22 protein-coding genes and 1 pseudogene are annotated in these 23,212 nt (G+C 68.9%); 11 read left to right on the top strand and 12 right to left on the bottom strand.

Features of this window, described 5'->3' with window-relative positions; all coding sequences use genetic code 11:
- Positions 1 to 3: 3 nt before the first annotated feature.
- From V7Q42_RS07365 to V7Q42_RS07350, 4 genes are all read right to left on the bottom strand, one after another.
- Positions 4 to 561 carry a helix-turn-helix domain-containing protein gene (locus V7Q42_RS07365; RefSeq protein ID WP_333823274.1) on the bottom strand — a complete coding sequence of 186 codons (558 nt, stop codon included), beginning with the start codon at positions 559 to 561 and terminating at the stop codon, positions 4 to 6.
- A gap of 86 nt (positions 562 to 647) precedes the next feature.
- A complete protein-coding gene (locus V7Q42_RS07360; protein ID WP_333823273.1) occupies positions 648 to 956 on the bottom strand; it encodes a hypothetical protein in 309 nt (102 codons plus the stop codon).
- 233 nt (positions 957 to 1,189) lie between these two features.
- Positions 1,190 to 1,924 (bottom strand): glutamine amidotransferase, encoded by a 735-nt coding sequence (locus V7Q42_RS07355; RefSeq protein ID WP_333823272.1) that lies wholly within the window; start codon positions 1,922 to 1,924, stop codon positions 1,190 to 1,192.
- 73 nt (positions 1,925 to 1,997) lie between these two features.
- The gene (locus V7Q42_RS07350) at positions 1,998 to 2,486 is read right to left on the bottom strand and encodes a tellurite resistance TerB family protein (RefSeq protein ID WP_333823271.1); all 489 of its coding nucleotides are present in this window, start codon (positions 2,484 to 2,486) and stop codon (positions 1,998 to 2,000) included.
- Between the two features lie 156 nt (positions 2,487 to 2,642).
- Here V7Q42_RS07350 and V7Q42_RS07345 point away from each other — a divergent pair, with 156 nt between their 5' ends.
- A complete protein-coding gene (locus V7Q42_RS07345) occupies positions 2,643 to 3,929 on the top strand; it encodes an acetylornithine deacetylase/succinyl-diaminopimelate desuccinylase family protein (protein ID WP_333823270.1) in 1,287 nt (428 codons plus the stop codon).
- Between the two features lie 201 nt (positions 3,930 to 4,130).
- On the opposite strand, the gene V7Q42_RS07340 is transcribed toward V7Q42_RS07345, so the two are convergent.
- Entirely contained in the window at positions 4,131 to 6,344 is a 2,214-nt protein-coding gene (locus V7Q42_RS07340) for a glycoside hydrolase family 3 N-terminal domain-containing protein (protein WP_333823269.1), read from the bottom strand.
- Positions 6,345 to 6,585: 241 nt separating this feature from the next.
- On the opposite strand from V7Q42_RS07340, the gene V7Q42_RS07335 reads away from it, so the two are divergent.
- The 3 genes from V7Q42_RS07335 to V7Q42_RS07325 all read left to right on the top strand — a co-directional run bounded on the left by V7Q42_RS07335 (position 6,586) and on the right by V7Q42_RS07325 (position 8,612).
- Positions 6,586 to 7,269 carry a response regulator transcription factor gene (locus tag V7Q42_RS07335; protein ID WP_333823268.1) on the top strand — a complete coding sequence of 228 codons (684 nt, stop codon included), beginning with the start codon at positions 6,586 to 6,588 and terminating at the stop codon, positions 7,267 to 7,269.
- 70 nt (positions 7,270 to 7,339) lie between these two features.
- Positions 7,340 to 7,810: a cyclic nucleotide-binding domain-containing protein gene (locus V7Q42_RS07330; RefSeq protein WP_333823267.1), complete on the top strand. Its 471-nt coding sequence runs from the start codon at positions 7,340 to 7,342 to the stop codon at positions 7,808 to 7,810.
- A 109-nt stretch (positions 7,811 to 7,919) separates the two neighbouring features.
- On the top strand, positions 7,920 to 8,612 hold the full coding sequence (locus V7Q42_RS07325) for a DUF1223 domain-containing protein (protein ID WP_333823266.1): 693 nt from the start codon (positions 7,920 to 7,922) through the stop codon (positions 8,610 to 8,612).
- 12 nt (positions 8,613 to 8,624) lie between these two features.
- Here V7Q42_RS07325 and ispG read toward each other — a convergent pair whose 3' ends face one another.
- Positions 8,625 to 9,866 carry a flavodoxin-dependent (E)-4-hydroxy-3-methylbut-2-enyl-diphosphate synthase gene (gene ispG, locus V7Q42_RS07320; protein WP_333823265.1) on the bottom strand — a complete coding sequence of 414 codons (1,242 nt, stop codon included), beginning with the start codon at positions 9,864 to 9,866 and terminating at the stop codon, positions 8,625 to 8,627.
- Positions 9,867 to 9,947: 81 nt separating this feature from the next.
- The gene (locus V7Q42_RS07315) at positions 9,948 to 10,307 is read right to left on the bottom strand and encodes a hypothetical protein (protein ID WP_333823264.1); all 360 of its coding nucleotides are present in this window, start codon (positions 10,305 to 10,307) and stop codon (positions 9,948 to 9,950) included.
- A 204-nt stretch (positions 10,308 to 10,511) separates the two neighbouring features.
- Between V7Q42_RS07315 and V7Q42_RS07310 the strand changes: the two genes are divergently transcribed.
- Positions 10,512 to 11,738, top strand: coding sequence for an argininosuccinate synthase (locus V7Q42_RS07310; RefSeq protein WP_333823263.1), 1,227 nt, complete (start codon positions 10,512 to 10,514; stop codon positions 11,736 to 11,738).
- A 58-nt stretch (positions 11,739 to 11,796) separates the two neighbouring features.
- Here the strand turns inward: V7Q42_RS07310 and V7Q42_RS07305 are convergent, their stop codons facing one another.
- Together V7Q42_RS07305 and V7Q42_RS07300 are read right to left on the bottom strand one after the other, a co-directional pair.
- Complete coding sequence (locus V7Q42_RS07305; RefSeq protein WP_333823262.1) at positions 11,797 to 13,026, bottom strand: multidrug effflux MFS transporter; 1,230 nt, start codon at positions 13,024 to 13,026, stop codon at positions 11,797 to 11,799.
- The gene (locus tag V7Q42_RS07300) at positions 13,023 to 13,484 is read right to left on the bottom strand and encodes a MarR family winged helix-turn-helix transcriptional regulator (RefSeq protein WP_333823261.1); all 462 of its coding nucleotides are present in this window, start codon (positions 13,482 to 13,484) and stop codon (positions 13,023 to 13,025) included. The genes V7Q42_RS07305 and V7Q42_RS07300 overlap by 4 nt, the downstream gene beginning before the upstream one ends.
- A 261-nt stretch (positions 13,485 to 13,745) precedes the next feature.
- Here V7Q42_RS07300 and typA point away from each other — a divergent pair, with 261 nt between their 5' ends.
- The 6 genes from typA to V7Q42_RS07270 all read left to right on the top strand — a co-directional run bounded on the left by typA (position 13,746) and on the right by V7Q42_RS07270 (position 20,639).
- The gene (typA, locus tag V7Q42_RS07295; RefSeq protein WP_333823260.1) at positions 13,746 to 15,566 is read left to right on the top strand and encodes a translational GTPase TypA; all 1,821 of its coding nucleotides are present in this window, start codon (positions 13,746 to 13,748) and stop codon (positions 15,564 to 15,566) included.
- Positions 15,567 to 15,831: 265 nt separating this feature from the next.
- Entirely contained in the window at positions 15,832 to 16,146 is a 315-nt protein-coding gene (locus V7Q42_RS07290) for a FeoA family protein (RefSeq protein ID WP_333823259.1), read from the top strand.
- Between the two features lie 3 nt (positions 16,147 to 16,149).
- Positions 16,150 to 18,015, top strand: coding sequence for a ferrous iron transport protein B (gene feoB, locus V7Q42_RS07285; protein ID WP_333823258.1), 1,866 nt, complete (start codon positions 16,150 to 16,152; stop codon positions 18,013 to 18,015).
- Positions 18,012 to 18,176 (top strand): hypothetical protein, encoded by a 165-nt coding sequence (locus V7Q42_RS07280; RefSeq protein ID WP_333823257.1) that lies wholly within the window; start codon positions 18,012 to 18,014, stop codon positions 18,174 to 18,176. Before feoB ends, V7Q42_RS07280 begins: the two co-directional genes overlap by 4 nt.
- Before the next feature lie 100 nt (positions 18,177 to 18,276).
- A complete protein-coding gene (locus tag V7Q42_RS07275; RefSeq protein WP_442958175.1) occupies positions 18,277 to 19,062 on the top strand; it encodes an aldolase in 786 nt (261 codons plus the stop codon).
- Positions 19,063 to 19,190: 128 nt separating this feature from the next.
- Positions 19,191 to 20,639: an aldehyde dehydrogenase family protein gene (locus V7Q42_RS07270; RefSeq protein ID WP_333823255.1), complete on the top strand. Its 1,449-nt coding sequence runs from the start codon at positions 19,191 to 19,193 to the stop codon at positions 20,637 to 20,639.
- A gap of 111 nt (positions 20,640 to 20,750) precedes the next feature.
- On the opposite strand, the pseudogene thpR reads toward V7Q42_RS07270, so the two are convergent.
- From thpR to V7Q42_RS07255, 3 genes and pseudogenes are all read right to left on the bottom strand, one after another.
- Positions 20,751 to 21,278 (bottom strand): annotated as a pseudogene (gene thpR / locus V7Q42_RS07265) (RNA 2',3'-cyclic phosphodiesterase); the annotation flags it as partial.
- A 336-nt stretch (positions 21,279 to 21,614) separates the two neighbouring features.
- Complete coding sequence (locus V7Q42_RS07260; RefSeq protein ID WP_333823254.1) at positions 21,615 to 22,418, bottom strand: exodeoxyribonuclease III; 804 nt, start codon at positions 22,416 to 22,418, stop codon at positions 21,615 to 21,617.
- Positions 22,419 to 22,469: 51 nt separating this feature from the next.
- Entirely contained in the window at positions 22,470 to 23,159 is a 690-nt protein-coding gene (locus tag V7Q42_RS07255; protein WP_333823253.1) for an outer-membrane lipoprotein carrier protein LolA, read from the bottom strand.
- Between the last annotated feature and the right edge of the window lie 53 nt (positions 23,160 to 23,212).

Raw genomic sequence — 23,212 nt, 5'->3', positions numbered from 1 at the left:
AAGTCAGTCGATGAGGGCGCGCCGAAGCGCCACGACGGCCGCCTGGGTGCGATTGACCGCACCGAGCTTGCGCGTCGCCGCGGCGATGTAGCCGTCGACGGTGTTGGTCGAGATCGCGAGAATCCCGGCGATCTCCCAGGTGGTCTTGCCGGCCGCCGTCCACTGCAGACACTCGCGTTCGCGCGGGCTGAGCGCCGGTCGCTCCGCCGCGCCGGACGAGCGGTCGGCGAGTTCGGCGAGCCGCGTCTCGGCGACGGAAACGAGCTGTCGTAAGAGATCCGCCTCGGAGCGGCCCGCGGGTACGCCGCCGGCGATCACGATCACCGGGTGGTCCGCCGGAGCCTCCGCGTCCGCGCCGGCGGAGGGCCGTGCCGGCTTCGCCGGCCGATCGGCCGAGCCCGCATCACCGGCCTGCGGCAATCGATGGACGACGGGTGCCGCCGGCGGCACCCGACCGACCGTCGCACCCGGGACCCCGACCCCGGCCACGTTCGCCGCACCGATCCCGTCGCCCGACCGCAACTCGAACCGCGCCACCACCGCGCCGACGGGCTCCGCCACATCCGCGACATCGAGCGCTCTCGAAATCATCCCGGCGGGATTTCGAAACCGGCGATCCGGAAAGGCGCGAAGTCTGTCGTGTCCACTCACCGGTCGCCTTCGACCTCCCCGGAGCGACCTTTCGCCGCGACGCCGACCACCGACGCCCGCACCCCGAAAGTGCCCGCCGAAGATCCGGCGAGCCAGCTCTCCAGAACGATAACTCGTTGTCGAATCGGGTCAATCGCACGCGCTGTCCGGTCCCGCCGGCCGAACTGGTTCCGGAGCATTTCCGTGACGCCGCTGTGACGCCGGCTGTGACGCTCCTCGGCAACACTCTTCAGAAAAACGTGATCGTGGCCGAGCTTTCGCCACGATCCGGTCAAGGCCGAGCCATGTTGAGGGGTGATCTTCACCTCATCGCAAAGGACGGTTCGGTCCCCGGTGGAGACCCCGGATACCCGAGCCCCCCAAGCCCCCGGACTTCGCCGGGGCCGGACCCTCCGAGCGACGGAAACGCCGAGCCCCCCCGACGGCGTATCCCGCCCCGAACGAGCGATATCCCTGGTACCCCCCGATACCCGAGACCCGTTGCCTCCCCCCGGCAGCGGGTTTCGCGTTTTCCGGGCGTGGTCGCGCCCGCGAGCGCTCAGGGCATCCTGGCGCCGTCTCCGAGCCAGTGGTCGAGAAAACGCTCCAACCACAACCGGTTGCGGTCGCCCCACAGACACTGGCCCTCGAAGTGGCGCTGGCGCGGCTGGGCGCCGGGGCTGTCGAGACGGCCGGCGCCGCGCACCGTCCACCGATGCATCATCGCCAGCGTCAGTTCGGGATGGAACTGCAGCCCGTAGGCGCGCCGCCCGACCCGGATCGCCTGATTGGGAAAGCGGTGGCCGGTGGCGAGCAGCTCGGCCCCGGCCGGAACTTCGAAGCCCTCGCGGTGCCATTGATAGACCTTCGACGGCCATCCCATCAGGTCGCGCCCGGCGCGAGTCGGCTCGATGTCGTACCAACCGACCTCGACCTCACCGGCGGCATGGGCCGTCACACGGCCGCCGAGGTGACGCACCATCATCTGCGCGCCGAGGCAGATGCCGAGAAACGGCTTCTCTTCGGTGAGCGCCACGCCGATCCAGTCGATCTCGCGATGCAGCCAGGCGTCGTCGTCGTTGGCGCTCATCGGCCCGCCGAAGATCGCCGCACCGGCATGATGGGCGAGGGTCTCGGGCAACGGATCGCCGTAGCGCGGCCGGCGGATGTCGAGACGATGGCCCCGACGGGTCAACGCCGTCCCCACCCGCCCGGGGGTGGAGGTGTCCTGATGCAGCACCACCAGGATCGGCGCCGGCGAGGTCGGATCGCGGTCTTCGAGGGGATCGGTCAAGAGGTCGGCTCGGAACGTCGGTGATCTCAGGTTTCGGGGCGAACGCCGATCTCGGCACGGCGCGCAGTGAAAATCAACGGCCGTCTTCCGCCGCCCGGAGCGCCGCGGCCTCGTGTTCGGCCTCGACCTCCTTTCGCAGGATCATGCGATCACGCGCCTCGACGCCGAGAAGACCGGCGATACGCCACACCACATTGTCCTCGAACTCCTGGATGACGCCGTCGGCGAGCACCAGGATCCACAGGCCGCGGACCAGATCCAGGCGTTCCTCGTGCGTGAGGTTGCGCTGGAGCCGTGCGGTGAAACTCGCCGGATCGGCGGTCTCGAGTTCGGCCGTCCGCCCGGCCTCCGCGAGCATCCGTGCCTCGTCGATCGACAGATCGAACCGGCGCGCCAGCTCCTCTTCCCAACGGCTCTTCTCGTTCGGCGTCACCCGGCCGTCGACCGAGATGACGTGGAACATCAACGCCGCCACCGCCAGGCGCGGATCGTCGAGATCGAAGGCCGCCTCCGGCCGCCGGGCGATCAGGTCGGAGACGAGGCGTCTGAAGAGGTTCGGCATGCCTGTTGCGGGTCTCCCGGCGGCTGTCGAGGCGATTTTCACCCCGACTATCGCAGATGGAAGGCCCCTTCGCCATCCGACGCTCCGCCGCGCCCCTCGTTGCGGCGGCGAACCGACGCCCTATAGTCGTGGATCGCGGCGAGAGGAGACGGCCGGATGCTTCTGAAACGGCTGTTCGACACCATCGAGGCGCGACGCGGCGAGCTCACCGCGCTGACCTGCGATCTCGTCCGCTTCCCGACCGTCAATCCGCCCGGCGAGGCCTACGAGCCTTGCGCCCGCTTCATCGGCGACCGCCTCGCCGCCCGCGGCTTCACGGTCGACTACGTCCGCGCCCACGGCACGCCCGGCGACAGCGACGCCCACCCGCGCGTCAACGTCGTCGCCCGCCGCGACGGCGCCCGGCCGGGCCCCTGCGTCCACTTCAACGGCCACATCGACGTGGTCGAGGCCGGTCACGGCTGGAGCGTCGACCCCTTCGCCGGCGTGGTCCGCGACGGCCGCGTCTACGGTCGCGGCACCGCCGACATGAAAGGCGGCCTCGCCGCGGCGATCGTCGCCGTCGAGGCGATCCTCGACGCCGGCATCGAATTTCCCGGTGCGCTGGAGATCTCCGGCACCGTCGACGAGGAATCCGGCGGCTTCGGCGGCGTCGCCCATCTCGCCCGCCACGGCTGGTTCGCCCCCGGCCGGGTCGATCACGTCATCATCCCCGAACCGCTCGACGTCGACCGCGTCTGCCTCGGCCATCGCGGCGTGTGGTGGGCGGAGGTCGAGGTGACCGGCCGCATCGGCCACGGCTCGATGCCTTTCCTCGGTGTCAACGCCATTCGCGGCATGGCCGACTTCCTGGCGCTCGTCGAGACCGAGCTGATGCCGAAGCTGGCGAGCCGGCGCACCCGCATGCCCTGCGTCCCCGACGGCGCCCGTCACGCCACCCTCAATCTCAATTCGATCCACGGCGGCCTCGCCGAAGCGATCGACGAGGGCCTGCCCGCCCCGGTGGTCGCCGACTCGTGCCGCCTCGTCCTCGATCGCCGCTGGCTGGTCGAAGAGGACCGCGAGGCGGTACGTTCGGAAGTGATCGAACTCCTCGACCGTATGAAGGCCCGCACCGCCGGTCTCGACTACCGGGTTCTCGATCTGATGGGCTTCGAACCGACCATGACCGAAGCGGACGCGCCGCTGGTCACCACCCTCGACCACTGGATCCACCGGGTGCTCGATCGCCCGGCGACCCACATCGCCTCGCCCGGCACCTACGACCAGAAGCACATCGCCCGCTTCGCCCCCCACGTCGCCTGCGTCGCCTACGGCCCCGGCGAACTCGACCTCGCCCACCAGCCCGACGAATGGGTGTCGGTCGACGACATGGTCGCCTCGGCGAAGATCATGGCGGCGACGGCGCTGAGCCTCCTCGGGGTGGACGTCGGCGAGGGGTGAGGCGTTGCGCCGGTACCGGTCCCGGCCGCCTCCGTTGCGGAGGTAGCGGAGTGCGCGATGGTTCGAGACGAGCGGCCCTGCCGCTCTCCTCACCATGAGGCGTTTGTTTTCAAAGAATTTTTCTTGAATGCCTCATGCTGAAGAGGCGTCCGCAGGACGTCGTCTCGAAGCATCGCGCACCGTCCCGAAGCCCGGGAGCCTTCACTCCACCACCGTGACCACCGCCCGGTTCTCGGTGTCGGAATCCGCCCCGACGAAGACCTCGAAGCGCCCCGGCTCGACCCGGTAGCGCCCGTGATCGTCATGGAAGCCGAGGTCCGCCACCGGCGCCTCGAGCCGCACCTCGCGGCTCTCGCCCGGCTTCAGATCCACCATGGCGAAGGCCTTCAACTCGCGCCGCGGCCGCGACCGCGAGGCGAGGAGGTCGTGGACGTAGAGCTGGACGCTCTCCCGGCCGGCCCGCGTCCCGGTGTTGGTCACCGTGACCGTCGCCGAGACGGTGTCGCCGAGACGGACGGTCCCCTGCGCCAGCTTCGGCGGCGAGATCGTGAAGCTCGTGTAGGAGAGGCCGAAGCCGAAGGGAAAGAGCGGTGTGATCTCCTCGTCGACGTAGCGGGTGGCGAGTTCGTCGCCCGGCTTCCACGGCCGCCCGGTCGGCAGCCGGTCGTAGGAAATCGGTACCTGCCCGACCGCCCGCGGCATCGACATCGGCAGCCGGCCAGACGGATTCGCCTCGCCGAGGATCAGATCGGTGAGCGCCGCTCCGCCCATCGTCCCCGGCGAATAGGCCCAGAGGATCGCCCGCGTCTTCGGCACCACGTCGCGCAGCACCATCGGCCGCCCGGCGAAGACGACGAGGAGGACCGGCTTGCCGGTCGCCGCCATCAGGTCGAGCAGCGCCTGTTGGTGATTGGGCAGGCCGAGGCGGGTGCGCGAGGTCGATTCCGCCGTCATCCACCACGGTTCGCCGAGCACCGCGACGACGAGATCGGCCGTCGCCGCCGTCTTCACCGCCGCGGCGAAGCCCTCGGTCGAGCGACAGGCATCGTCGCAGGCCGCCTCGTAGTCGACCGTCACGCCCTTCGCCGCGAGCCGCGTCCGCATCTCGTCGAGGAACAGCGGCACTTCTTCCCGCCGGCCCAAGGCCCCCCAGGCGCCCATGTGGTCGCCGGCGTCGGCCGCCATGGCGCCGATCACCGCGATCCGCTTCGGCGGTGCGACCAGCGGCAGGAGGTTCCCGTCGTTCTTCAGCAGCACCACGGAGCGCCGCGCCACGTCGCGCGCCGCCTCCCGCGTCTCGGGCCGGGCGAGCGCCGCGGCGGCCGTCGTCGGATCGAGCGAACGCCGCTTCTCCGCCGGCTCGAACAGCCCGAGGCGAAACTTGACCCGCAGCACCCGCGACACCGCCTCGTCGATCCGCGCCATCGGCACCCGACCGGTTTTCACCAGCTCGACCAGATGATCGCGGTAGAGCCCGCTCGCCATGTCGACGTCGACGCCGGCCATCACCGCCTTCTCGACCGCCTTGCGCTCGTCCGCCGCCACCCCGTGGGCGACGAGCTCGCGCACCGCGTCCCAATCGGACATGACGATGCCGTCGAAGCCCCATTCCCCGCGCAGGATCTCCGTGAGCGTGTGCGGATTGGCGGTGCCCGGCACGCCGTTCAGCGTGTTGAAGGCGGCCATCACCACCTGCGCCCCGGCGTCGATACCGGCCTTGAACGGCGGCAGGTAGAGATCGCGCAGGCGCGATTCGGAAAGATCGACGGCATTGTAGTCGCGTCCCGATTCGGCCGCGCCGTAACCGACGAAGTGCTTCAGCGTCGCCGCCATGCCGCCGGCCTTCAGTCCCCTGACCGCGGCGGCGGCGAAGCGGCGGGCGAGGAACGGATCCTCTCCCGGCCCCTCGACCACCCGCCCCCAGCGGGCGTCGCGCGACAGATCGAGCATCGGCCCGAGATTGAGATCGAGCCCCTGGGCCGAGCCCTCCTTCGCCGTGTGCAGCGCCGCGGTCTCCATCGCCGCCTCGTCGAAGGTCGCGGCGATGCCGAGCGGCATCGGAAAGAGGGTGCGATAGCCGTGGATGATGTCGCGCGAGAAGATGAGCGGAATGCCGTGGCGCACGCTCCGCGCCCGCCGATCGGCAGCGATGACGTTCGCCACCTCGTCGGTGTTGGAGAGGATGCCGATCGCCCCGTCGACGATCTCCTTGTCGTCGAACTGCGGCGACCAGCCGCCGAGGAACATCTGCCCGACCTTCTCCTCGAGGCTCATCCGCGACAGGAGATCGGCGACGCGCGCCTCGACCGCGGGATCGGCGGCCGGCCGCTCCCCGGCGGGGGCGCGGGCGGACGCGAAGGGCAGAAGCAGGGCGAGGAGAGCGAGGGCGGGGAAGAGTCGGGAACGGTTCGACATGGACCGGGCGATCGAGGAGAACGAGCCGCGCACCATCGCCCGCCCCGCCGGTCCGGTCAAACCCGCGAGAGCCCTTCCGACCCTCGCCTTGCGTGGAGACGCGAAGGGTGGTCTCTTGCGCGTCGTCGCGAGCGGGCGCGGATCGGGGGATTCGCGGCCGCACGATGCGTATCCGACGGCGGCTTCGGCCGGCGCGGACGGCGTCGACGCGACCCCGGGGGGCGACGACGAGAGGATGCCCATGGCGGCCCGCAAGATTCTCATCTGCGACGACGACGACGATCTGCGCGAGGCGCTGGTCGAGCAGTTGTCGCTCTACGAAGAATTCGAGACCCAGGCGACCGACGGCGCCACCAAGGCGATCGCCATCGCCCGCGCCGACCCGATCGACCTCCTGATCATGGACGTCGGCCTGCCCGAGATGGACGGCCGCGAGGCGGTGAAGCTGTTGCGCAAAGGCGGCTTCAAGGCGCCGATCATCATGCTGACCGGCCACGACACCGAGTCCGACACCATCCTCGGGCTGGAAGCCGGCGCCAACGACTACGTCACCAAGCCGTTCAAATTCGCCGTGCTGCTCGCCCGCATCCGCGCCCACCTGCGCCAGCACGAGCAGACCGAGGACGCCGTCTTCACCATCGGCCGCTACACCTTCCGCCCCTCGACCAAGCTGATGGTCGACGAGCGCGGCTCCAAGGTGCGGCTGACCGAGAAGGAGACCGCGATCCTGAAGTATCTCTACCGCGCCGGCGAGAAGCCGGTGACGCGCGAGGTGCTCCTCCACGAGGTCTGGGGTTACAATTCGGGCGTCACCACCCACACGCTCGAGACCCACATCTATCGCCTGCGCCAGAAGATCGAGCGCGATCCGTCGAACGCCGAGCTTCTCGTCACCGAGGCGGGCGGCTACAAACTGGTTCCCTGATCCCTCCGCCCCACCGAGCCGGCAGGCCTGAAGCCCTCTAGCGAAGCCGCAACCCGCGAACGCCCGTCGAATGACTCTCGAACGCGACATCGAACTCTTGAAGAGCGTTCCCTTCTTCGACGGGATTCCGGCGGAGCCGTTGAAGCTCATCGCCTTTTCCGCCGACAGCCGGGAGATCGAGGACGGCCGCTTCCTGTTCTCCGCCGGCGATTCGGCGGAAGGCGGCTTCGTCCTGGTCGAGGGTCGCATCGATCTCGTCGACGAGACGAAGACCCCGCCCAAGATCCTCGACCGCCTCGGCCCCGGCGCGCTGATCGGCGAATTGGCGCTGATCGTCGAGACGAAACGCCCGGCGACGGCGCTGGCCGTCGGCCGCGCCCGCGTCCTCGCCGTCCGCCGCTCCCTCTTCCGCCGCATGCTCGGGGAATACCCCGAGATCGCCGTCACTCTGCGCGACCGCATCGCCGAGCGCTTGGCATCCCTGGCGCCGGAGATCGGGCGGATCCGGGATGTGATGGCGACCCACGACGAGCGGGGGTGAGGAGGCCTACGCCGATCAATCCCGCGTGATGAAGGTAACATCGCTTCCGACCCGACGAAGACGGAATCGAGGCGCCAAGCGCCGATCCGTCGCGTCACGGGAGCGTCCCATGTCGATTCGAACCACCATCGCCGTCACCGTTCTCACTGCCGTCGAGCTCGCCACTGCAGTGACGGCGACCGCCGGTTCGCGACCGGTCGTCGTCGAACTCTTCACCAGCCAAGGCTGCAACTCCTGTCCGCCGGCCAACGCCAATTTCATCGGCATCATGGACCGCCAGAACGTCCTCGCCCTGAGTTTCGCCGTCACGTACTGGGATCGACTCGGTTGGAAGGACATCTTCGGCAAGCCCGAGTTCACAGCGCGCCAATACGCGTACGAGCCGGCTCTCGGCGAGAGTGGCCCGTTCACCCCGCAGATCGTCGTCGACGGTCGGGTGAGCGCTGTCGGCATGCGCCGTGGTGAAATCGAGTCCCTCATCGCCGCTGCCGGCGAACCCTCCAGCGTGGCGGTCGACCTCTCCCGTGACCGTGTCTCGATAGACGCCGGTGCGGCGCCCGCCGGCGGCGCCGACGTGTGGCTGGTGCGCTACCAGCCCGGCGTACTCGAGGTCTCCGTCGCTCGCGGCGAAAATGCCGGCCGCAAACTTCCGCACGGCCATGTCGTCCGCGATCTCGTACGCCTCGGCGGCTGGACCGGCGCGAAGACCGCCTTTCCGATCACGCCGGTCGACAGGCTGAAGACCGCCGTCCTGGTCCAGGCGGTGAATGGCGGCCCGATCCTCGGTGCGGCGGCCGAATGAGCGAAGCCCGGCTCAGGAGGCGGGCCCCCGCCCCCACCTCTCCTCGATGTACCGCCCCACCATCGCCTTGAACTCCTCGGCGATCCCCGCGCCCTTCAGCGTCGCGACCTTCTTGCCGTCGACGAAGACCGGGGCGGAGGGGGCTTCACCGGTGCCGGGGAGCGAGATGCCGATGTCGGCGTGTTTCGATTCGCCGGGGCCGTTGACGATGCAGCCCATCACCGCCACCTCGAGCGCCTCGACGCCGGGGTATTTCCCGCGCCATTCAGGCATCGACTCGCGGATGTGGGTCTGGATGTCGTGGGCGAGCTCCTGGAACACCGTCGAGGTCGTCCGCCCGCAGCCGGGACAGGCCGCGACGATCGGCGCGAAGGTCCTGAGCCCCATCGTCTGGAGGAGTTCCTGCGCCGCGATCACCTCTTTCGTCCGGTCACCGCCGGGCTCCGGGGTGAGCGAATAGCGGATCGTGTCGCCGATCCCCTGCTGCAACAGAATGCCGAGCGCGGCCGACGAGGCGACGAGCCCCTTCGAGCCCATCCCCGCCTCGGTCAACCCGAGATGCAGGGCATAAGGCGAGCGCGCCGCGATCTCGCAACTCACCTTCACCAGATCCTGGATCTGGCTGACCTTGGCCGAGACGACGATCTTGTCCCGCGAAAGGCCGATCTCCTCGGCCAGTTCGGCGGAGAGCACCGCCGACTGCACCATCGCCTCGTGCATCACCTCGCGCGCCGTCAGCGGCGCGCCTTTCGCCGTGTTCTCGTCCATCAGCCGGGTCAGCAGCTCCTGATCGAGCGAGCCCCAGTTGACGCCGATGCGCACCGGCTTGTCGTACCGGATCGCCGTCTCGACGATCGCCGCGAACTGGCGGTCGCGCTTGTCCTTGAAGCCGACGTTGCCCGGGTTGATGCGGTATTTCGCCAGCGCCGCGGCGCAGGCCGGGTGATCGGCGAGGAGCTTGTGGCCGATGTAGTGGAAGTCGCCGATCAGCGGCACGGAGATGCCCCAGGCGTCGAGCCGGTCGCGGATCTTCGGCACCGCGGCGGCCGCCTCGTCGCGATCGACGGTGATGCGGACGAGTTCGGAGCCGGCCCGCGCCAGCGCCTTGACCTGCTCGGCAGTGGCGAAGACGTCGGCGGTGTCGGTGTTGGTCATCGACTGCACGACGATCGGCGCCCCGCCGCCGATCTTCACCCCGCCGACGTCGACGGCGATGGACGAGCGACGGGCGAGCGGCGTGGCGAGCGGGTACATGGATCACTCCGGGCGGTCTGCGACGCCCGGGAATGTCGCCTTATTCGTGACGCCGTCAAGACGGGACGGCCGCCGCGGCGCTCACTTCTCGATCTTGCCGCCCGGCACCAGGAGACCGGCGAGCGCGCCCAGCGCCGTCGAGCCGATGGCGACGAGGAACTCGGGCACCTTCAGGTCTTCGGCACCGGGAATGGCGAACCACTTGTAGCCGACCACCCCGACGACGATCAGGATCACCGCCGACAACACCACCACCACCGCCGTCCGGTAGGTGATCTTGTCCTCGTTGGGAGGAACCGGCGGGTTCTCCTTCTTGGTTCGGGCCACGGCCTTGCGGATCGCCGCCTGCGGATCGACCCGCAGTTCCTCGGCCAGATCCTTGTCGTGTTCGAGGTGCGTCGAGAGCTTGTCGAGCAGCCGATACTCGATCCTTTCCAGCATGGCGGAACCCTCCCTCTGCCGCGATCGTCGCGCACGACCGAGTGTACGCGACCTCCGGTCGTAGAAATATAGGCCTGCCACCTTTCTTTCGCCGCTTCGTGACATGCCGGATGCGCCGCGTCACCCTTGCGCGGCGCGACGTTATGGCTAGAGTGCCGGCCGATTTCCGCCCTTCCCTCCACGCGATGCCTCGGAGACCTCGAGATGGCCGCGAACGACGTCAAGAAGGTGGTGCTGGCCTATTCCGGCGGCCTCGACACCTCGATCATCCTCAAGTGGCTGCAGGTCACCTACGGCTGCGAGGTGGTGACCTTCACCGCCGACCTCGGCCAAGGCGAGGAGCTGGAGCCGGCGCGCAAGAAGGCCGAGATGCTCGGCATCGAGGAGATCTTCATCGACGATCTGCGCGAGGAGTTCGTCCGCGACTTCGTCTTCCCGATGTTCCGGGCCAACGCCCAGTACGAGGGCGACTATCTGCTCGGCACCTCGATCGCCCGGCCGCTGATCGCCAAGCGCCAGATCGAGATCGCTCGGCAAGTCGGCGCCGACGCCGTCTGCCACGGCGCCACCGGCAAGGGCAACGATCAGGTCCGCTTCGAACTCGGCTACTACGCGCTCGAGCCCGACATCAAGATCATCGCCCCCTGGCGCGAATGGGACTTCAAGTCGCGCGAGGCGCTGATCGACTTCGCCGAGAAGCACCAGATCCAGATCGCCAAGGACAAGCGCGGCGAGGCCCCCTTCTCGGTCGACGCCAACCTGCTGCACTCCTCCTCCGAGGGTAAGGTGCTCGAGGATCCGTGGGTCGAGCCGCCCGAATACGTCCACATGCGCACCATCTCGCCGAAGGACGCCCCGGACGTGGCGACCGAGATCGTCGTCCGCTTCGAAAAGGGCGACGCGGTGGCGATCGACGGCGTCGAGATGAGCCCCGCGACCCTGCTCACCAAGCTCAACGAACTCGGCCGCGACAACGGCATCGGCCGCCTCGATCTGGTCGAGAACCGCTTCGTCGGCATGAAGTCGCGCGGCGTCTACGAGACCCCCGGCGGCACCATCCTGCTCGCCGCCCATCGCGGCATCGAGTCCATCACCCTCGACCGCGGCGCCGCCCATCTCAAGGACGAGATCATGCCGCGCTACGCCGAGCTGATCTACAACGGCTTCTGGTTCTCGCCCGAGCGCGAGATGCTCCAGGCGCTGATCGACCGCAGCCAGGAAGCGGTCACCGGCGAGGTCCGACTGGAACTCTACAAGGGCAACGTCCGCGTCACCGGCCGCCGCTCGCCCTGGTCGCTCTACGATCAGGAGCTGGTCACCTTCGAGGAAGGCAAGGTCGCCTACGACCACCGCGACGCCGCCGGCTTCATCAAGCTCAACGCCCTGCGCCTCAGGACCCTCGGCCGCCGCAAGAACCGCATGGGCGCCTGATCCCGGCGGATCGACGACGATCCTGAGAAGGGCGGCGGACCGACGGGTTCGCCGCCCTTCACGCTTCCCGAGGCACTTTCGATTCGGTGTCGAGAGTGAAGCCGCGATCGACGAGCCGTGCCCCCAGCGCCACGGCGAGCATCGTCGGAAACACCACCCCCAGCCCGACGACCGGATCGGCGAACACCGTCGCCGCGACGCCGCCGAGGAAGCCGGCGCCCATCTGGACGAAGCCGAGGAGTGACGAGGCCGAGCCGGCGTTCCGCGGGTGCAGCGCCATGGCGCGGGTGGTGAGCCCCGGGATGACCAGCGAGATCGAGAAGGCGAAGGCCCCGACCGGAATCATCACCGCCGGATAGGACGGGGCGAAGACCCGGCCGAGGAGCAGCGTGCCGCAGGCCCCGAGGAAGCCGAGGATCAGCCCCGGCAGGATCAGCCGTTCCGCCCCGACCCGCGGGATGAGGGCGCGGGCCACCACGCCGCCGGAGAGATAGGACAGCGTCTGCGCCAGCATGCCGACACCGAAGGTCGCCGGCGTGAGCCCGACGCGCTCGATCAGCACGAAGGGCAGCAGCGTGCCCAGGGTGAAGATCGCCCCGACCGAGAAGCCGATCGACAGGACCGGCAGGAGGAAGCGTCGATCGCGCGTCAACATCGCATAGGTGGCGATCACCCGATCGGGCCGTGCCTTGGCCGGATCACGGTCGCGATTGGTCTCCGGCAGAGCCGTGAACACGACGACCAGGGCCGTGATCCCGCACAGTGCCATGACGACGAAGACCGCACGCCAGCCGAACAGCGCCAGCAGAAAACCGCCGAGCGTCGGCGAGATCGCCGGGCCGATCGACAGCACGATGCCGATGGTGGCGAGGATGCCCGCCGCCTCCTCGCCGGTGAAGAGATCGCGCACCACCGCCCGTGACACGCCGACCCCGATCGCCGCACCGACTCCCTGCAGGGCGCGCGCCGCGATCAGCGTCTCGATCGTCTCGGCGAACAGCGCACCGACGCTGCCGAGGGTGTAGAGGGCGAGGAACAGCAGCGCGGCGAAGCGCCGGCCGAAGGCGTCGGACACCGGACCACAGACCAACTGCGACAGGGCGAAACCGGCGAAGAAGGCGGTGAGCGAGGTCTTCACCATCGCCATCGTCGTGCCGAAGGCGGCGACGAGCGTCGGCATCGCCGGCGTGTAGAGCGCCATCGACATCGAGGCGAGCGCCGTCAGCATGCCGCCGATGAGCACGGTTCGTGTGGCGGAGAGCGCGGGCGCCGTGACGGTCGCGGTCATGCGCGCGCCTCCCCTCGGGGCGCGGCAGCGAGATTGCCCCGGACCCGTTGCAGGAGCCCCCGCAAACTCGCGATCTCCGCCTCGTCGAACCCGGCCGTCTGCGCCGTGCGCACCCCCGCGGACGCCGCGCGCAGTTCTTCGAGCACACCCGCCGCCCGCTCGCTCGGATGCACCAGCTTCGCTCGCCGGTCACCGGGGTCGGGCCGCCGTTCGGCCAAACCCCGCCGCACCAGCCGGTCGAGATGGCCGACCAGCGTCATCGGCTCGATGTGGAGGCTCTCGGCGAGCTGCGCCTGACGCAGTCCCGGCTGCTCGACGATGGTCATCAGCACCCGCACCTCGGCCGAGCCGACATCGAAACCGGCTGCGCTCCACGCGCTTTCCAATCGTCGCCAGAAGAGCCGCGCCACGTCGGAGAACAGGATGCCGAGCGGTTCGTCCGCCGGATCGGTCGTCATGGGACCTCCATCATATATGTGGAGCATATGATAAGGGAGACTTATAAAATGTCGAGCCGACCGTCGCATGGCCGTCATGCGTACCTTCCATGGGAGAGCGACGGACCGGCTACGGCGGACCGCGCCGGCGCGCCGCCCCCTCTCGCGCTTGCGAAAGCCCCGCGAAGCGAGTAGAGACGGCGCAAATCCGTGACAGATCATCCGAACAGGACGCGGGCGGCCCAAAGCATCGTGGCGGCCCCGAACCCGGCAGGCGTTCCCATGAAGCTCCGCAACATCGCCATCATCGCGCACGTCGACCACGGCAAGACCACGCTGGTCGACGAACTCCTCAAGCAGTCCGGCACCTATCGCGAGAACCAGCGCGTCGCCGAACGCGTGATGGACTCCAACGAGCTGGAGAAGGAGCGCGGCATCACCATCCTCGCCAAGGCGACCTCGATCGTCTGGAAGGACACCCGCATCAACATCGTCGACACCCCCGGCCACGCCGATTTCGGCGGTGAGGTCGAGCGCATCCTCAACATGGTGGACGGCGCCATCGTGCTGGTCGACGCCGCCGAGGGTCCGATGCCGCAGACCAAGTTCGTCGTCGGCAAGGCGCTGAAGGTCGGCCTGCGCCCGATCGTCGCCATCAACAAGGTCGATCGCCACGACGCCCGCGCCCAGGAGGTGGTCAACGAGGTCTTCGATCTCTTCGCCGCCCTCGACGCCACCGAGGACCAGCTCGACTTCCCGATCCTCTACGGCTCGGGCCGCTCCGGCTGGATGGCCTATTCTCCGGAGGGTCCGGAGACCGACGGCATGGCGCCGCTCCTCGACCTCGTGCTCTCCCACGTGCCCGAGCCGCACGTCGAGGAAGGCCCCTTCCGCATGATCGGCACCATCCTCGAGGCCAATCCCTTCCTCGGCCGCATCGTCACCGGCCGCATCACCTCCGGAACGGTGAAGCCGAACCAGACCATCAAGGTGCTGCACCACGACGGTTCGCTGCTCGAGCAGGGCCGGGTCTCCAAGATCCTCGCCTTCCGCGGTCTCGAGCGCCAGCCGATCGAACTCGGCGAAGCCGGCGACATCGTCGCCATCGCCGGTCTCACCAAGGGCACCGTCGCCGACACCTTCTGCGATCCCTCGGTGACCCAGGCGATGACCGCCCAGCCGATCGACCCGCCGACCGTCACCATGTCCTTCCTGGTCAACGACAGCCCGCTCGCCGGCACCGAGGGCGACAAGGTGACGAGCCGCGTCATCCGCGATCGCCTGATGAAGGAGGCCGAGGGCAACGTCGCGCTGAAGATCGAGGAATCGGCCGACAAGGACTCGTTCTTCGTCTCCGGCCGCGGCGAACTCCAGCTCGCCGTCCTCATCGAGACCATGCGTCGCGAGGGCTTCGAACTCGCCGTGTCGCGTCCGCGCGTCGTCATGAAGAAGGACGAGGAGTCGGGTGAGACGCTGGAGCCGATCGAAGAGGTGCTGATCGACGTCGACGAGGAGTTCTCGGGCGTCGTCGTCCAGAAGATGTCTGAGCGCAAGGCCGACATGATCGAGATGCGCCCGTCCGGTGGCAACCGCCTGCGTCTGGTCTTCTACGCGCCGACCCGCGGCCTCATCGGCTACCAGTCGGAACTGATGACCGACACCCGCGGCACCGCCATCATGAACCGCCTGTTCCACGAGTACGCCCCCTACAAGGGCGAGATCCAGGGCCGCCGCAACGGCGTCCTGATCTCCAACGACCAGGGCGACTCGGTCGCCTATGCGATGTGGAAGCTGGAAGATCGCGGCCCGATGATGATCGAGCCCGGCTCCAAGGTCTATCGCGGCATGATCATCGGCGAGCACACCCGCGACAACGACCTCGAGGTCAACGTCCTCAAGGGCAAGCAGCTCACCAACATCCGCGCCGCCGGCAAGGACGAGGCGGTGAAGCTGACCCCGCCGATCCGCATGACCCTCGAGCGTTCGCTCGCCTGGATCCAGGACGACGAACTGGTCGAGGTGACGCCGAAGTCGATCCGCCTGCGCAAGGTCCACCTCGACCCCAACGACCGCAAGCGCCTCGCCAAGGCCGGCGCCGCCTGAGGCGACGCGTCTCCGCCACGCTCTGCCGAAGACCGGATCGCGCCCTGCGGGCCGTGGTCCGGTCTTCGTCGTTTCCGGACGACCGGCCGAGCCGACCCGCCGCGGGACGCCGGGATCCGCCCTGCGACGACGCGGCGCAGCCCGGAAGGTGGCGGATTCACCACATCCGACCAATTCCCGAGAGGCCTCGGCAATCTACTTATTGCGAATGATTTGCATAGTCGTTATTGCAAAGGTGTGAAGCCAACCGGGGCCGCGTCCGTCCATGAGTCTCGCCGTCGACATCGCCACCGCCGATCTCGTTCCTGCCGGCCTCGTCGCCGACACCTCCGATCGGCTCGGACGCCGGTCGCGCGGCTGGTCCGGCTGGGTCACCGGCCTCACGCCCGCCGCCGACCTCACCATCACCTGGACGGAGATGGAGCGTCGCCTGCTCGAGATGGGCTTCGTCGAGGGTGCGCGGGTCGAGATCCTCCAGGAAGGTCCGATCGGCCGCGATCCCATCGCCGTCCGTGTCGACGACCTCACCGTGGCGCTGCGCCGTCGCGATGCCGACGTGATCCTCGTCGCCGAGGCTTGAGGCATGAACGGCCCCGCCGCGCCGGAGATCGCTCTCGTCGGCTGCCCCAATTCCGGTAAGACCTCCCTCTTCAACGCTCTGACCGGTTCGCGCCAGAAAGTCGCGAACTACGCCGGCGTCACCGTCGAGCGCAAGGAAGGGTCCTTCGTCACCCCCTCCGGCCGGCCGGTGAAGATCCTCGACCTGCCCGGCACCTACTCGCTGCGCGGCCGCAGCCCCGACGAGATCGTCACCCGCGACGTCGTCCTCGGTCGCCTCGCCGGCGAGGAGATCCCCGACGCCGTCGTCTGCGTCGCCGACGCCACCAATCTGCGCCTCGTCCTGCGTCTGGTCATGGAACTCAAGGCCGTCGGCCGACCGATGGTCCTCGCCCTCAACATGATGGACGTGGTCGAGCGCCAGGGCGGCCGTATCGACGTCGAGCGCCTATCGCAGGAACTCGGCATCCCCGTCGTCTCCACCGTGGCGATCAAGAAGGGCGGCACCGCCGCGCTGCTGTCCGCCATCGACACCCTGCCGCTGCACGAGGATCCGCCGACCGAGCACGGCTGGCGCGAGCCCTCCGCCGCCGAGATCCGTGCCGCCCACGCCGAGGCCGCCCGCATCCTGCACGAATGCGCCTTCCACCCCGGCAACGAGCACCTCACCCGCAAGCTCGACGCGGTGCTGCTCCACCCGGTCTTCGGCATCGTCATCCTGCTCGCCGTGCTCTTCCTGATGTTCCAGGCGGTGTTCTCCTGGGCGGCGCCGGCGATGGACCTGATCAAGGCCACCATCGAATGGACCGGCGTCGAGGTCGGCGGCGTCCTGCCCGACGGATTGCTGAAGAGCCTCGTCGTCGACGGCATCTTCGCCGGCGTCGGTGCGGTGCTGGTCTTCCTGCCGCAGATCGTCATCCTCTTCTTCTTCATCATCCTGCTCGAGGATTTCGGCTACATGGCGCGGGCGGCGTTCCTGATGGATCGCCTGATGGCCGGCACCGGCCTGCACGGCCGCGCCTTCATCCCGCTCCTGTCGTCCTTCGCCTGCGCCATCCCCGGCATCATGGCGGCGCGCGTCATCGAGAACCGGCGCGACCGCATCGCCACCATCATGGTGGCGCCGCTGATGACCTGCTCGGCGCGCCTGCCGGTCTACACCCTGATCATCGCCGCCTTCATCCCCGACCGTCGTGTCCTCGGCGGCTTCGGCCTGCAGGGGCTGGTGATGTTCGGCCTCTTCGCCGCCGGCATCGTCTCGGCGCTGGCGGTCGCCTTCGTCATGAAGAAGCTCATCTGGCGCGAGGCGCCCGAGCCCTTCATCATGGAACTGCCGGACTACAAGATGCCGGCGCCGGCCAACGTGGCGCTGGGCCTGTGGATCCGCGCCGGCGCCTTCCTGCGCAAGGCCGGCACCGTCATCCTGGCGCTGATGATCCTGATCTGGTTCCTCTCCACCTTCCCGGCCCCGCCGGAAGGCGCGACCGGACCGGCCATCGACTGGTCGATCGCCGGCCGCATCGGCCATTTCCTGGCGCCCGTCTTCGAACCGATCGGCTTCAACTGGCAGATCGTCGTGGCGCTGATCCCGGGTATGGCGGCGCGCGAAGTCGCCGTCGGCGTCCTCGGCACCGTCTATGCGCTCTCCGCCACCGGCGACGAGGTCGGTCGGGCGCTGCAGCCGGTGCTCGCCGCCGCCTGGTCGCTGCCGACCGCCCTCTCCTTCCTGGTCTGGTACGTCTTCGCCCCGCAGTGCGTCTCGACCCTGGCGGTGGTGCGGCGCGAGACCAATTCGCGCTTCTGGCCGGCGGTGATGTTCGCCTATCAGTTCGCGCTCGCCTATGTCGCCGCCTTCGCCACGTTCCACATCGCCGGAGCACTCCTGAGATGAACGAGACGACCCTGATCTACGGCATCGTCCTCGGCGCCGCCGCCTTTCTCGCCCTGCGCTGGATGCCGGGAAGCCTCAGGACCCGCATCGGCCTGAAGAACGGCGCCGCCTGCGCCTCGAAGTCGGCCTGCGGCTCGAAGGACTGCGGCGGCTGCCACTGACCACCGGACCGTCGGCGCTCCCCAGGATCCCCCCCTCTTGCGCATCGCCGCCGCCGCCGCGATCCTGACGCCCCGCTCGCCCCCGGAGGACGCGTCCATCGTGGCTCATGACCTGAAGATCACCGCACCCCGCCGACCGACCGGCTCGAACCTCGCGGTTCTCGACGCCGAAGCCACCTGGGAAGCGCGGATAGATCTCGCCGCCTGCTTCCGCATGGCGGCCGCCCTCGGCCTGTCGGAGGGAGTGTGCAACCACTTCTCCGCGATGGTGCCGGGTTCCGACGACCTCTTCCTGGTCAACCCCTACGGCCGCGCCTTCTCCGAGGTGACCGCCTCGAGCCTGCTCGTCTGCGACTTCCACGGCAACGTCGTCGCCGGTGACGGCGTGCCGGAAGCGACCGCCTTCCACATCCACGCGCGCCTGCACGCCCGCTTGCCGCGCGCCCGCGTCGCCTTTCACACCCACATGCCCCGGGCGACGGCGCTGTGCATGGTCGAAGGCGATCCCCTGGTCTTCGCCGGCCAGTCGGCCCTGAAGTTCTGGGGTCGCGTCGCCGTCGATCCGGTCTACGGCGGCCTCGCACTGGACGAACGCGAAGGCGACCGCATCGCCGCCGCGATCGGCGACGCGGACATCGTCTTCATGCGCAGCCACGGCGTCATGGTCGTCGCCTCGACCATCGCCAAGGCCTGGGACGACCTCTACTTCCTCGAACGCGCCGCCGAGGTGCAGATCCTCGCCGAGAGCACCGGCCGCCGCCTCGTGCCGGTCCCGGCCGAAGTCGCCGCCCACACCGCTGCGCAGATGGCGATCGAGGACATCGACGCCCATCTCGTCTCGGTGAAGCGCCGGCTGGCGGTGACCGACCCGGATTTCGCCACCTGACGCCGCCGGCATCACGGCGGGGGAGACCTGCTCGCCGCCCTCTGGCGCTCCGTACTTCGCGACCTAAACTCGCCCATCGACCACGAAACCGGCTCCGGCCGGCTCCGACGCCACTCTCGGGAGTTCCCATGCCGACCACCAAGACCGATTTCTACATCGACGGCGCCTGGGTGGCGCCGCTCGCCCCCCGCACCCTCGAGGTGATCGACCCCTCCGACGAATCGGTCGCGGCGATCGTCTCGCTCGGGTCGGCGGCGGACGTCGACCGCGCCGTCGCCGCCGCCCGCCGCGCCTTCCCCGCCTGGGCCGCCACCCCGCAGGCCGAGCGCCGCGCCGCCCTCGTTCGGCTCGAGGAGGTCTACAAGGCCCGCTACGACGAGATGGCCGAGGCGATCTCGAAAGAAATGGGCGCCCCCATCGACTTCGCCCGTCGCGCCCAGGCGGCCGCCGGCCTCGAGGAAGTGACCGGCGCCATCGCCGCCCTCGACCGCTTCGCCTTCGAACGGCCGCTCAACCCCGACGGCTCCGGCGACCGGCTGTTCTGGGAGCCGATCGGCGTCTGCGGCCTGATCACGCCGTGGAACTGGCCGATGAACCAGATCGCGCTGAAGGTCGCCCCTGCCCTCGCCGTCGGCTGCACCGTGGTCCTGAAGCCCTCCGAGATCGCGCCGCTCTCGGGCCTGCTCTTCGCCGAGATGATCCACGAAGCCGGCTTCCCGGCCGGCGTCTTCAACCTCGTCGTCGGCGACGGCCCGACCGTCGGCGAGGCCATGTCGAACCACCCGGACATCGACATGATGAGCTTCACCGGCTCGACCCGCGCCGGCGCCGCGGTGATGCGCGCCTGCGCCGGCACGATCAAGAAGGTCGCGCTCGAACTCGGCGGCAAGTCGCCCAACCTGATCTTCGCCGACTGCGACGTCGAAGCGGCGGTGAAGCGCGGCACCCTCGCCGTCATGGGCAACACCGGCCAGTCCTGCAACGCGCCGACCCGCATGCTGGTCGAGCGTCCGATCTACGACAAGGCGGTCGAGGTCGCCGCGGCGATCGCCGCCAAGACGGAGGTCGGCCCGGCGTCGAAGCCCGGCCGCCACATCGGCCCGGTGGTGTCCGAAGCCCAGCGCGACAAGATCCGCAATCTGATCCGCATCGGCATCCAGGAGGGCGCCCGCCTCGTCGCCGGTGGCCCGGACGCCCCGGAAGGCCTGGACAAGGGCTACTTCATCCGCCCGACCGTCTTCGCCGACGTCACCAACGACATGACCATCGCCCGCGAGGAGATCTTCGGCCCGGTCCTGGCGATCATCCCCTTCGACACCGAGGAGCAAGCGATCGCCATCGCCAACGACACGCCCTACGGCCTCTCGTCGCGGCTCGAGACCGGCGACCCGGCCCGTGTCCGGCGCGTCGCCCGGGCGATCCGCGCCGGCATGGTCCACGTCAACGGCGTCCCCCGCACCCCTGGCGCTCCCTTCGGCGGCTACAAGCAGTCCGGCATCGGCCGCGAAGGCGGCACCTTCGGCCTCGAGGACTTCCTGGAGCTGAAGTCGGTGACGGGGTGGCCCGATCCGGCGTGAGCCGGCTCACACCGGCGTGGCGAAGCGCGGGTGATTGCGGCCGATGATCGGCGGCACCCGCGAGACGCCACGCCCGAGACCGACTCCGAGACCGCCGCCGCGCGGCGCCTCGAGGTCGAAGGCTTCCTCGACGATGTAGGGACCACCGCCACGCGAAGCGCGCGACGAGTAGAGGACGAAGCGCTCCGCCGTCCACGCCCCGCCGGTGAAACCGCCGCGCAGCGCCAGCCACTGCGCCACCGCCGAATGCGTCACCGCCTTGCAGCGAGCGATGGTGACGTGCGGTAGGAATTTGCGCGGCTCGGCCGGAAGCCCGAGGCGCTGGCAGATGCGCTCGTGCTCCGCCTGCAATTCGATCAGCGCCGGCACCGGCGTCACCTTGGCGATCAGCGAATGCGGCTGGCGCCCGCCGAAGGCGGTCACCCCCTCGATCCTCAGATCGAAACGCTGCCGACGCACCCGTCGCAGTTCGTGGGCGATCTCTGCGGCCGTCGGATCGTCGATATCGCCGATGAAGCGCAGGGTGACGTGGTAGTTCTCCACGTCGATCCACTTGGCGCCGGGCAGTCCGCCGCGCAGGAAGGAGAGCGACCGACCGAGATCTTCGGGAAGCTCGAGACCGGTGAAGAGGCGCGGCATCGTCAGGTCCCTCCGGTCTCGCCCGAGGACCGGGGATCCGGCCCTCCTACGAACTTCGGATGATCTCATCAGAAGTTCGTAGTCCGTTCGCCGAAAATGCGCCGTCCGAACAAGGGCGTTTTCGGCGAGCCGGATCCGGCGTCGCGAAGCGACCTGCCGGATCCCTAATCCGAACTCGGTCCCGCGGTCGAATCGCTTCGCCGCGATGCACCCGGAGAGAATCGTAGTCCACCCGAGTCGCGCATCAAGTCCATGTCGAATCATGACGATTCGCGGCCGGTCGAATCGGCGGAAATGTCACAGTTCACCCGGGGTGACCGCCACCGCCGCCGCCGCTCACAGGTCGAAGATCGCTTCGACCGGCACGTGGTCGGACGGCCGTTCCCAGCCGCGCGCCTCCCTGAGCACCTCCATGCCGAGAAGACGGCCGTCGAGATGCGGGCTCGCCCAGACGTGATCGAGCCGCCGACCCTTGTCGGCGGCGTTCCAGTCCGCCGCCCGATAGCTCCACCAGGTGTAGAGCTTACTCGACTCCGGCACGAAGCGGCGCATGACGTCGATCCACTCGCCACCCTTGCGGATCGTCTCGAAGGTCTCGGTCTCGATCGGCGTGTGCGAGACGACCTTGATGAGCGCCTTGTGCGACCAGACGTCTTCCACGAGCGGCGCGATGTTGAGATCGCCGACGACCACCGCCGGCGTCGCCGACGCCCCCGAACCGAGCCAGGCCTTCAATTCGTCGAGGAAGGCGAGCTTGTGGGCGAACTTGTCGTTCACCACCGGATCCGGCTCGTCGCCGCCGGCCGGGATGTAGAAATCGTGCAGATCCATCGGCCCGATCGCCGTGTCGATCGTCACCGCGAGATGGCGCGCATCGCCCTTCTCGCAGAAATCGCGCTTGTCGACGGAGAGGAACGGCCGTTTCGAGACGATGGCGACGCCATGATAGCCCTTCTGGCCGTGGATCGCCACGTGCTCGTAGCCGAGCCTACGGAACGCCGCGGCGGGAAACGACCCGTCCGGGCACTTGGTCTCCTGCAGGCACAGGATGTCGGGCGCGCGGCTCTCGAGATAGTGCTCGACGATCGGCAGGCGCAGGCGAACCGAATTGATGTTCCAGGTGGCGATGGACAGCGGCAAGGGTGACCTCGGCGGTGGGATCCCACCGCCGGCGTCGAGCCGCGAGGGACGTCAGCGGATGATGGTCCGATCGATCTTGAACAGCTTCTCGTCGGCCGGCTGGTTGGCGGTGACGTTGTAGACCGCCACCGACGTATCGTAGCCCTGCGCGTCGGTCACCGTCCATTGCTTCAGTTCGGAGGTCTTGCGGTCGAAGACCATGGTGAGGCGTCCGTCGCCGAACACCGTCGATTGCTCCAGCACCACCGACACCAGATCCGGCTCGATCGACACGTTGGTGATGTTCGCCTCCGAGGTCAGGTCGATGCGGTCGGCGAGCAGGAAGCGCAACGGCGTCTTCGACAGCGGATAGAGATCCTGCGTCTGGTTCTTGATGTCGCGCACGATCACGTCGATGCCGTCGGCGATGATGTCGAGATGCGACGGCTTGGCGTAGATGAAGCGGATCTTGCCCGGCCGCGACATGTGGAATTCGCCGCCCGACTTCTCGCCGTCGGGGCCGAACTGGACGAACTCGCCGTTCAGCGTACGCACCGAATTGAAGTACTTGTTGATCGCGCCGAGCGTCTCCTTCTGCTGGGCGCTGAGGCCGGCCGGCTTCACGCCCGGACCGGGTGCGGCGAGCACCGTCGGCGCGCCGGCCTTGGCCTGCTGCGCCACGGCGGCGGTCGGCAGCGACGCGACCACACCGACGCAGGCGGCGGCGGCGAGGAGACGGCGGAAGGTGGCGAACGACGGCATCGATGGACCTCGTGGATGTCTGTGAAGGACCCGCGGGCGAACCGTCTCGGTGA

The sequence above is a fragment of the Pinisolibacter sp. genome (assembly GCF_036782435.1).
Classification (GTDB): domain Bacteria; phylum Pseudomonadota; class Alphaproteobacteria; order Rhizobiales; family Ancalomicrobiaceae; genus CALBKH01.
Note: the sequence above shows the minus strand (reverse complement) of the source record. Positions and strands in the feature narration are given on the sequence as shown.